At 67.6% G+C, this 9,231-nt stretch carries 10 protein-coding genes; 4 read left to right on the top strand and 6 right to left on the bottom strand.

Annotated elements, in window-relative coordinates; all coding sequences use genetic code 11:
* Positions 1 to 343: 343 nt before the first annotated feature.
* Positions 344 to 673 (bottom strand): non-histone chromosomal MC1 family protein, encoded by a 330-nt coding sequence (locus ESO89_RS08145; RefSeq protein ID WP_128905036.1) that lies wholly within the window; start codon positions 671 to 673, stop codon positions 344 to 346.
* A gap of 276 nt (positions 674 to 949) precedes the next feature.
* Between ESO89_RS08145 and ESO89_RS08140 the strand changes: the two genes are divergently transcribed.
* The gene (locus ESO89_RS08140; protein ID WP_004048031.1) at positions 950 to 1,153 is read left to right on the top strand and encodes an AbrB/MazE/SpoVT family DNA-binding domain-containing protein; all 204 of its coding nucleotides are present in this window, start codon (positions 950 to 952) and stop codon (positions 1,151 to 1,153) included.
* Between the two features lie 132 nt (positions 1,154 to 1,285).
* Positions 1,286 to 2,341, top strand: coding sequence for a quinone-dependent dihydroorotate dehydrogenase (locus tag ESO89_RS08135; RefSeq protein WP_128905040.1), 1,056 nt, complete (start codon positions 1,286 to 1,288; stop codon positions 2,339 to 2,341).
* 21 nt (positions 2,342 to 2,362) lie between these two features.
* Here the strand turns inward: ESO89_RS08135 and ESO89_RS08130 are convergent, their stop codons facing one another.
* The gene (locus ESO89_RS08130; protein WP_128905035.1) at positions 2,363 to 5,038 is read right to left on the bottom strand and encodes a valine--tRNA ligase; all 2,676 of its coding nucleotides are present in this window, start codon (positions 5,036 to 5,038) and stop codon (positions 2,363 to 2,365) included.
* Between the two features lie 94 nt (positions 5,039 to 5,132).
* The gene (locus tag ESO89_RS08125) at positions 5,133 to 5,387 is read right to left on the bottom strand and encodes a hypothetical protein (protein WP_128905034.1); all 255 of its coding nucleotides are present in this window, start codon (positions 5,385 to 5,387) and stop codon (positions 5,133 to 5,135) included.
* 560 nt (positions 5,388 to 5,947) lie between these two features.
* On the opposite strand from ESO89_RS08125, the gene ESO89_RS08120 reads away from it, so the two are divergent.
* Positions 5,948 to 6,190, top strand: a complete 243-nt coding sequence (locus ESO89_RS08120) for a ferredoxin (protein ID WP_128905033.1) — start codon at positions 5,948 to 5,950, stop codon at positions 6,188 to 6,190.
* 385 nt (positions 6,191 to 6,575) lie between these two features.
* On the opposite strand, the gene hemB is transcribed toward ESO89_RS08120, so the two are convergent.
* From hemB to ESO89_RS08110, 3 genes are all read right to left on the bottom strand, one after another.
* Positions 6,576 to 7,556, bottom strand: a complete 981-nt coding sequence (gene hemB, locus ESO89_RS08115) for a porphobilinogen synthase (RefSeq protein ID WP_128905032.1) — start codon at positions 7,554 to 7,556, stop codon at positions 6,576 to 6,578.
* A gap of 106 nt (positions 7,557 to 7,662) precedes the next feature.
* Complete coding sequence (locus ESO89_RS18510) at positions 7,663 to 7,827, bottom strand: DUF6757 family protein (RefSeq protein WP_164932768.1); 165 nt, start codon at positions 7,825 to 7,827, stop codon at positions 7,663 to 7,665.
* A gap of 68 nt (positions 7,828 to 7,895) precedes the next feature.
* A complete protein-coding gene (locus ESO89_RS08110; RefSeq protein ID WP_128905031.1) occupies positions 7,896 to 8,717 on the bottom strand; it encodes a PHP domain-containing protein in 822 nt (273 codons plus the stop codon).
* A gap of 153 nt (positions 8,718 to 8,870) precedes the next feature.
* Here ESO89_RS08110 and ESO89_RS08105 point away from each other — a divergent pair, with 153 nt between their 5' ends.
* On the top strand, positions 8,871 to 9,152 hold the full coding sequence (locus ESO89_RS08105; RefSeq protein ID WP_128905030.1) for a DUF5789 family protein: 282 nt from the start codon (positions 8,871 to 8,873) through the stop codon (positions 9,150 to 9,152).
* Positions 9,153 to 9,231: the final 79 nt, after the last annotated feature.

Genomic DNA, 9,231 nt, shown 5'->3' with positions numbered 1-9,231 from the left:
GGTGTCCGGTCCACCCAGCGACCTGGATGACACCGAACGACCACGGCTCACATCAGATTTCCGCTTACGCCGGAGCGCAGGGGGCGAAATCCTCATCTTCGCGGACCTGATTGTTTTCTTCGAGGGGTCATAAACCCATCGAAGCCCTTCAGGCCCAGCGAAACCGGGCCGAGTTGAACGGCCCGAGTTCGCAGGTGCGTTCTTCGCATTAGTCACGATGGCCGGGTTGTATTTAACCCCGTCGAACTATCGGTGCTACGTCATGCGGTTTCATGGCGAGGAAGTGTGAACGAGCGGATAGCTACGCGGGCGGGCACGGCAAAAAAACGGGTCCGACCCCGAACTACTCGTCGTCGATGTACTCGATGCCCTGTTTCGAGACGTTCGCCTTCGTGATATCGTCGAGGTCGTTGAGCCAGAACTCGTCGTCGGCCTCGTCGACCTCGGGTGCGCTGTCCTTCCAGGCCCACCCCTCGTACTCGTGGACCTTCTGCGTCCCCTTCTCGCGGAGCTGGAGCGTGATCCGCTCCGCCGCCTCCTCGGAAGGCGCGGGGTCGAGGGTACGGGCAGCCTTGAGCGCAGCCTGACGGGGCATGTTACCGGAGAACTCGCTCGGTTCCGATCCGTCTTCCTCTCGAAGGGCGAAGTTTCGCTTACCGTCTTCACGTACCATGATTTATCCTCCATGCGAACTCAACACACAGCCTGTAATAAATATATCGGCGAAATGAAAACAGATCTGCAAAACATTTATATATTAACTCCGCACGGGCTAGCGGTTTCGACCGATCGACACGGCGGTTCGGCGATCGGCCGACGGCGGCTCGCCCTCCGAGACGAGGCCACCGGCGGTGGGGCACGTCGACGCCCGGAGGGAGCGGCGTCGCTATCGTGCGGGTAAACAACACTTATGTGTCTGCTATGGCGAAGTCCGACCAGCACAACCGCGATGGTCCGTAAAAAGAAGCTCAGCCCCAGTGGCGCCAAGGACGACGAGGGGGAGTACCACAACGTCCACGTGAACCTCCACGAGGACGAGCTCGCGGTCGCCGGCATGGAGATCGGCGACGAGGTGTTCGTCCGGGTCCGAGACGGGAAGATAATCATCCAGAAGGCCGACTCCAGCCCGGAAGACCTCGAACACGATTTCTGAGACCGCGCGGGCGTTCCGCCGCACTTGTCCTTCGAAGACCGGACCGAGACACCGAACAGCCGGAGATCCAGAGAACCGTCATGTGCGACGCCGGTCGGCGGATTGATGCCCGTCCGTGACGAGACCGAAACGATGGGCGCGTACGACCTGTTGAAACCGGCGCTGTTCGGGCTGCCGCCGGAGACGGTTCACGGACTGACACACCGGCTGTTACGGACGGTACAGGGAACGCCGGTGACGTACCTCCTCCGCGACCGGTTCGCGGTGAACGACTCTCGTCTGCGCGTCGAGGCGTTCGGGAACGAGTTTCCGAACCCCGTCGGCGTCGCAGCGGGCTTCGACAAGAACGCGGAGGTTCCGCGCAGTCTCGCCGCGCTGGGGTTCGGCCACGTCGAGGTCGGCGGCGTCACGGCCGAGAGACAGCCGGGGAACCCGCGGCCGCGACTGTTCCGGCTGCGCGAGGACGAGGCCCTGATAAACCGGATGGGGTTCAACAACGAGGGCGCCGACGTCGTTGGCGAACGCCTCGACGGGGAGCCGCTGCCGGAGATTCCGGTCGGGATCAACATCGGGAAGTCGAAGTCGACGCCCCTCGCCGAGGCCCCTGAGGATTACTTGTACACGTACGAGCGCGTGGCGGAAGCTGGCGACTACTTCGTCGTCAACGTGTCGAGCCCGAACACACCCGGCCTCCGCGAACTCCAGAACCGCGCGGCGTTAGCGGAGATACTCGGCGCCCTCGCGGACGCGGGCGCGGACCCCCTCCTCGTGAAGCTCTCCCCGGACCTCCCGGAGCCGGCCGTCGAGGACGCGCTCGGAGTCGTCGACGATCTCGGGCTCGACGGCGTCATCGCGACCAACACCACGACGTCGCGGCCGAACTCCCTGAAAAGCCCTCGGCAGGCCGAACGGGGCGGTCTCTCGGGGAAGCCGATAGAGCCGATCGCCACGGAGCGAGTCCGGTTCGTCGCCGAACGCACCGACGTTCCGGTGATCGGGGTGGGCGGGATCTCGGACGCGAAGGGCGCCTACGAGAAGATACGGGCGGGGGCGTCCGTCGTGCAGCTGTACACGGGGCTCGTCTACGAGGGGCCGGGCATCGCGCGCGACATCAACGAGGGAGTCCTCGACCTCCTCGATCGCGACGGCTTCGACTCGGTCGAGGCCGCCGTCGGCGCGGACCTGTAGCCGGACTGCGCCGAAAGAGCGCTAGGCCTCGCTGCGGACGATGACGACCACGTCGTCCGCCTCCAGCAGCTCGCCGTCGCCCTGGTACTGCCGCTCTTCCTCGATCTCGAACTCCTCGGCGACGAGCGTGACGCCCGCGACGTGGAGCTCGTCGCCGTCGATCTCGTACTCCCCTTGCGCGAGCGCCGCCTCGATGTCTCCGACCTGATCGCCGTACTTCGGTCCGACCGTCGCGTAGTCGAGGTCTATTCCGGTGACCACCGTCTCGACCGGGGCGTCCTCGTCGGGATGGACGGTGAGGTCGGCGACGTGCATCACGCCCGTGATGTCGTCCTCGAATCCCCTGACGTCGGCGTACACCTCGACCGCGTCGAGTTCGGCGTTCAGCGGGAGCTGGTTCTCGCTCTTGTACTTCCGCAGCGTTCCGACCACGGCGGTGGCGGCCGCGCCCGCGTCGCGATCGGCCTCGATCCCGAGCGGCGCGGGCCAGTCGACGAGGTGGACGGAGTCGCGGGGGCCATCGGAGACGGCGGCGTCGGTTTCCGGATCGCTCGCGGCGTCCGCGTACATGTCGTGCCACAGCTCTTCGGTGACGTGCGCGAGTAGCGGGGCGAACAGCTTCAGGAACCGCCGGTGGGCGGTCCGGAGCGTGTACGCCGCGGCGTCGTCCTCGCGCTGCTTGGCGATCTCGAGGTAGTCGTCACAGAAGGTGTTCCAGAAGAAGCTCCGGAGCTCGTCCCGGGCCTTCGAGAACGCGCGGTCCTCGAACAGCTCGGTGAGTCGCTCGATCTGGCTGTCGAGCTCGGCAAGCAGCCACCGGTCGAGCTCCCGGAGCTCTTCGTCGTCGGGCTCGTCCGGGTACGGCTCCGGCGCGAGCGACTCCACGAGCTTGGAGGCGTTCCACAGCTTGCGGATCAGCTTCTCGCCCGCGCGGAGGTCCTTCTCCTTGAACGGGAAGTCGTCGCCGACGGCGGTGCCGGCGGCCCAGTAGCGCGTGGCGTCGACCGGGAATTCCTCGAGGACCGCCTCGGGCTCGACGACGTTGCCGACCGACTTCGACATCTTCTCGCGGTTCTCGTCGAGGACATGCCCGTTGATCATCGTCTCCTCGAACGGGACCTCGCCGGTGTGCTCGTAGCACTTGACGAGCGTGTGGAACAGCCAGAAGCTGATGATGTCGTGGCCCTGGGGGCGGAGGTCGAACCGGTACAGCTCGGGATGTTCCATGGTGAACTCCTCGGCCTCCTCGTCCCAGTCCCAGCCGGCGTTGATGAGGGGGGTGAGACTGGAGGTGGCCCACGTGTCGAGCACGTCGTTCTCGGGCTCGAACTCACCGTGGCCGCACTCCGGACAGGCGTCGACCGGCGGGTCGTCGGAGAGGGGATCGACGGGCAGGTCGGCCTTCTCGGCGACGACGACCTCGCCGCAGTCCTCGCAGTACCACACGGGGAACGGGATTCCGGAGGAGCGCTGCCGGGAGATGAGCCAGTCCCACTGCAGCCCCTCGACCCAGTGTTCGTACCGGCTGAACATCTTCTCCGGGGACCACTCCATCTCCCGGCCGATCTCGAGGTACTCGTCGGTCTTGTCGAGCATCTCGATGTACCACTGCTCGGTGACGAGGAACTCGACGCTCGTCCCGCAGCGCTCGTGGACGTTGACGGTGTGGGTGATGTCGCGGCGGTCGAGCAGCGCGCCCGCCTCCTCGAGGTCCTCGACGATGGCCTCGCCGGCCTCGTCGGCGTGCAGCCCCTCGTACTCCTCGGCGACCTCGGTCATGTGACCGGACTCGTCGATGGCGACCCGGAGGTCCAAGTCGTGGACTTGGTACCACTCGATGTCGTTCTGGTCGCCGAACGTACAGCACATCACGATGCCCGAGCCCGTCTCCATGTCGACGCGCTCGTCGGCGATGATCGGCACCTCGTGGCCGAACAGCGGGACCTCGGCGGACTCGCCGACGAGGTGCCGGTTCTCGTCGTCGTCGGGGTGGACGAAGACGGCGACGCAGGCCGGGAGGAGCTCCGGACGCGTCGTCGAGATGACGAACTCCTCGGGGTCGTCATCGGCCCCGTCGCTCCCGACGACCGGGAAGGCGATATCGTTGAAGTGGCTGGCCTGCTCGTCGTCCTCGGTCTCGACCTGCGAGATCGCGGTCTCGCACTCGGGACACCAGATCGCGGGCGCCTTCTCGCGGTACTCGCGGCCCTGGTCGTACAGGTCGAGGAACGACAGTTGGGAGACGCGCTGGACGCGCGGCTCGATGGTCTGGTAGGTGTGGTCCCAGTCGACGGAGACGCCGAGCGACTGGACGTTCTCGGTGAACTGCTCCTCGTACTGCGCGCACACCTCGCGGCACTTCGCTTGGAACTCGCGGCGCTCGAAGTCCTGATGGCGGATGTCGAGCTCGTCCTCGGTGAGCCGCTCGGAGGCGATCCCGTTGTCGTCGTAGCCGAACGGGAAGAACGTCGCCCCGCCGTTCATGCGCTCGAAGCGCGCGACGAAGTCCTGGAGGGTGAACCCGTACAGGTGGCCCATGTGGAGGCTCCCCGACACCGTCGGCGGGGGCGTGTCGATGGAGAAGACGGTGTTCGGATCGACCGGGTCGTCGTCGGGGTAGGCGTACGTCTCCTCGTCGACCCATCGCCGCTGCCACCGCGGCTCGACGGCGTCGGGGTCGTACTCACCACTGGGCATTTCACGCTCACGTTCCGCCGGTTCCCCCTTAACGGCCTCGGTTGTGTGGGGCGGAATTGCGCGGTCAGGCGCGACGAGGTGCGCGGAGAGGCGGTCAGACCGTGTCGTCGATGTCGTGGTCTGCGGCCATCTTCGACGCTTCCGCGGCGAACCGCTCGACCTCGTCCGCCGGGCTCTCGCCGAGCGCGGTCTCCTCGACCTCGCGGCCGGCGGTGATCCCGTCGCCCGTGAGGAGCCGCTGTTCGGCCAGCTCCTTCGTGTGCATGCGCTCGCCGTCCTCCGTGGCGTAGGTGAGCCGCACGAGCCCCTTCGAGTCGAACTGCCGGTCGACGAGCCAGACCGTGGTCATACGCGGCGATGGGCGCCTGCGACGCTTAAAAAGGACGGTCGCGGCGGACGGAGCGTCGATCGACGGCACCCCGATCTTGGCGATTGCGGTTGGCGCGCGCCTCCGAGCGCCCGAAGGGCGCGAGGAGCGCCGTGCGAGGGACGCGGCGACCAGAGAGGGACCGAAGGTCCCTCATGCAGCCGGCGCGTAGCGCCGGCGACGAAGGGAGCCGCGAGGTTGGGGAGGTGTGAGGTTGCGGTGCCGTGCGAGGCGGGGTGGGACTCAAAGGGGCACCCGGGAGGACGGGGCAGGCGATGTAAGCACCGCAACGAGGGAGCGGTAGCAACCGAGTGAGGCGCGCAGCGAGCGTGCCCCGTCCTCCCGGGTGGGGCTTTGGAGGTGTTCCCCGTTGATCCGCTGTCAGCGGCTTATAAGCGATCAACCGTGGCTTTAGCGATGGACGCATTCGAAACGATATCCCATCAATGATCGCATCGATCCGCGATCGGTCAGTGACCCGATTCAACGATCCATCGTAAGCCGTCGCCAGCGCTTTGTACCGCCTCGACGAACCGGGAGGCATGCGCGTGAAGTTCGACCGCGACACCTGCGTCGGGATGTTCCAGTGCGTCGCCGAGTGGGACGCCTTCGAGAAGAACCTGAACGACGGGAAGGCCGACTTGCGGGGAAGCGAGGAGGAAGAAGAGGACGTGTTCGTCGTCGACGTGCCCGACGGCGAGGAGTTCGACGCGAAGTTCGCGGCGCGGGTCTGCCCGGTCGACGCCATCGAGGTGTACGACGACGACGGCGAGCAGGTGGTGTAGACGACTCCGGATCTTCGATCGTTCGCTTCTAATCGACTGCTGGAAGATCGACGGTAAACGCCCCCAAAGCCCCAGCCACGACGGCTCGCGTGACTCGCTGCGCTCCTCGTCACTCGCTTCGCTCGTTCCTGCGGTGCTTGCGTCGTCAAGCGTCGCCCTCGCGACTGCCCCTTTGAGTCCCGCCCCGCACCGCAACCGCAGCCTCACACCTCCCCAACCTCGTCGCTCGCTTCGCTCGCGACTCCCTCGCACCGGCGTCGCCGGCGCTACGCGCCGGCTGCCAGAGGGACCGAAGGTCCCTCGCTGTTCGCGGCCCTCCGGGCCGCTCACCGGGGCGCGCCGATGTGAATACGTAGCAAGAGCGTCAGTCTCCGCCCGCTCCGGCTTATAAGCGCTCGGCGAGGTCCTCGGCGAAGTACGTGACGATCAGGTCCGCGCCCGCGCGCTTGAGCGACAGCAGCGACTCGTGGGCGGTCGCCTCGAGGTCGAGCCAGCCCTTCTCCGCGGCCGCGTGTATCATCGCGTACTCGCCGGAGACGTTGTACGCGGCGATCGGGTGGTCGAACTCCCGCCGGAGGTCGCCGACGATGTCGAGGTACGGGAGGCCGGGCTTCACCATCAGCACGTCCGCGCCCTCTTCGGCGTCGATCCGGGCCTCGCGGAGCGCCTCGCGGCGGTTCGCGGGGTCCATCTGGTAGTGCCGGCGGTCGCCGAACGCGGGCGCGCCGTCGGCCGCGTCGCGGAAGGGGCCGTAGAAGGCGGACTCGTACTTGACCGCGTAGCTCATCAGCGCCACGTCCTCGTGGCCCGCCTCGTCGAGGGCCTCGCGGATCGCCCGGATCTGTCCGTCGGTCATCGCCGAGGGAGCGACCATGTCCGCGCCCGCGGCCGCCTGCGAGACGGCGGTCCGGGCGAGTAGCTCCAGCGTCTCGTCGTTTTTGACGGTGAGCGTCGGGTCCGTCTCCGCCGACTCCTCGATCACGCCGCAGTGGCCGTGGTCGGTGTACTCACAGAGGCAGACGTCGCCGATCACGTACGCGTCGGTCTCGGCGGTGATCTTCCGGATCGCGCGCTGGACGACCCCGTCGTCCGCGTACGCGCGGGTGCCCTCGGGGTCCTTCGACTCGGGGATTCCGAAGAGGATGACGGCCTCGACGCCGGTCTCGCGGACCTCCTCGACGCGCGCGACCGCCTCGTCGACGGGGACTCGCTCGTGGCCTGGCATCGTCTCGATCGGCACGCGCTCGTCGGTCGTCGCGTCGACGAAGACGGGCGCGACGAGGTCCGACGCCGACAGCGAGGTCTCGCTGACGAGCGGGCGGACGCCGTCGGTGCGGAGCCGCCGCGGTCGGTCCGTTGGGTGCATGCCCGAGCGTTGGCTCCGGGAGGCCTTCTATGATCCGTCCGCGGCGAACCGGCAAACCGGCGAATAACGGGGAGCGAGGGGATCGACGGAGCGCTCCGGTCGGCGGCTACTCCGACGACTCGATGTCGATCTTGTCGCGGAGCGAGGCGAGCTCGTCGGACTCGGCGAGCTCCTCGACGCGCGCCTTGAAGTGCTCCTCGCAGAGCCCGACGACCACGCCGCTCTGCTCGGCCTCGTACGTGGCCTCCCGCTTGCAGTAGTGACACCGCATACGCGCCACTCTGTCGGCGTCGGGCTTAACCCTGTTCGTCGATCGGGAAGGTCGGGAATCCGAACCCGTTAGGCTGCGTCGGAGCGGGGGCCGCGATGAGGGTCCGGCAGCCGTTCGCGGACCGGCGCGAACGCTTCCGCCGTCAGCCCCGCCTCGGCGAGGGTGCGCTCGTGCACGTCGGTGCCGCCCGTCAACAGGAGGTCGCTCTCGGCGGCGACCCGCTCGACCCGCGCGTCGTCGACCGCACGCCCGTACGGGTAGAACCGCTCCACCGCGTCCAGCTCGCGGGCCACGTCGAGGGCGGCGTCCACGTCATCGTACCGGAAGGGGTGCGCGAGCCCGACGACCGCCGAGGCGTCCCGGAGCAGCTCGACGCCGCGCTCCAGCTCCGTCACCTCGCGCGCGACGTAGCAGGGACCGTCGTTCCCGATCAGCTCGTCGAAGGCGCCCGCGTAGTCGTACGGCGCCGGCGACTCGTCGATCGCGCGGGCGATGTGCGGGCGTCCGAGTCCGGGACGGAGCTCGACGCCGAGGTCGACCCCGAGCCGGTCCTCGACGGCGTCGAGGATCGCGGCCCCCCGCTGCTCCCGGTCGGTCTGGAGCCGCTCGATCTCGGCGTCGAGCGCGTCGGTGCGTTCGACCGCGTAACCGAGGAGGTCGAGCCGCTCGAAGCCGGCGTCGACGCGGAGTTCGATCCCGCGGACGACCCGGACGCCGTCGCGCTCGACGACCGGCGCGCCCACGTCCGGGTGCACGCGGTCGTGGTCGGTGATCGCGACCCAATCGAGGCCGGCCTCGCGGGCGACGTCGACGAGCTCGTCGGCCGTCAGAGTGCCGTCAGAGACCGTCGTGTGCGCGTGGAGGTCGGCGACGATCCGGTCCGTGTCCATGCCCGCCGTTCGACGACCGCGCACTAAGCGTCGGCGGTCGACCGGCGGCCGAGCATGCGAGTGATCGACAATATAAGGAAATATAATGTTCTTCTTCGGACTAAGGTTGTGCATGGACAATCATTAAGGACCGTCGGCGGCTCGTAGTAATTGATGCGCTTGAACGGCGTCGACGACCGACTCGAACGGCACCAATACCCGACGACCTCGGAGGAACTGATCGCGGCCCACGGGAACGCGACCGTAGAGCTCGCCGACGGCTCCGAGCGACTCGGAGACGTGCTGGAGCGGTTCGGAGAGCAGACGTTCGACGACGCGGACGACGTGTTCACCACGCTCCGCGCGGGCGTCTGTCACCGCGGGGTCGGTCGGCGGTTCTACTCGGACCGCGACCCGACGACCGACGACGACGGGCCGGCACCGGTCTCGTTCTGATCGGACGACGAAGCGGTACTCCGTTTTTCGAGCGATTCAGACGGAGAGCGACGCGCTCGCGGCTGGCGTGGTCACGTCC

It is taken from the genome of Halorubrum amylolyticum (assembly GCF_004114995.1).
GTDB classification, from domain to species: Archaea; Halobacteriota; Halobacteria; order Halobacteriales; family Haloferacaceae; genus Halorubrum; species Halorubrum amylolyticum.
The sequence above is the reverse complement of the archived record's forward strand: the minus strand, read 5'-3'. Positions and strand labels throughout refer to the sequence as shown.

What these genes read in the sequence shown, in the direction of transcription:
- ESO89_RS08145 (WP_128905036.1), bottom strand. Translation starts at nt 673, where the DNA reads ATGGTACGTGAAGACGGTAAGCGAAACTTCGCCCTTCGAGAGGAAGAC.
- ESO89_RS08140 (WP_004048031.1), top strand. Translation starts at nt 950, where the DNA reads ATGGTCCGTAAAAAGAAGCTCAGCCCCAGTGGCGCCAAGGACGACGAG.
- ESO89_RS08135 (WP_128905040.1), top strand. Translation starts at nt 1,286, where the DNA reads ATGGGCGCGTACGACCTGTTGAAACCGGCGCTGTTCGGGCTGCCGCCG.
- ESO89_RS08130 (WP_128905035.1), bottom strand. Translation starts at nt 5,038, where the DNA reads ATGCCCAGTGGTGAGTACGACCCCGACGCCGTCGAGCCGCGGTGGCAG.
- ESO89_RS08125 (WP_128905034.1), bottom strand. Translation starts at nt 5,387, where the DNA reads ATGACCACGGTCTGGCTCGTCGACCGGCAGTTCGACTCGAAGGGGCTC.
- ESO89_RS08120 (WP_128905033.1), top strand. Translation starts at nt 5,948, where the DNA reads ATGCGCGTGAAGTTCGACCGCGACACCTGCGTCGGGATGTTCCAGTGC.
- hemB (WP_128905032.1), bottom strand. Translation starts at nt 7,556, where the DNA reads ATGCACCCAACGGACCGACCGCGGCGGCTCCGCACCGACGGCGTCCGC.
- ESO89_RS18510 (WP_164932768.1), bottom strand. Translation starts at nt 7,827, where the DNA reads ATGCGGTGTCACTACTGCAAGCGGGAGGCCACGTACGAGGCCGAGCAG.
- ESO89_RS08110 (WP_128905031.1), bottom strand. Translation starts at nt 8,717, where the DNA reads ATGGACACGGACCGGATCGTCGCCGACCTCCACGCGCACACGACGGTC.
- ESO89_RS08105 (WP_128905030.1), top strand. Translation starts at nt 8,871, where the DNA reads ATGCGCTTGAACGGCGTCGACGACCGACTCGAACGGCACCAATACCCG.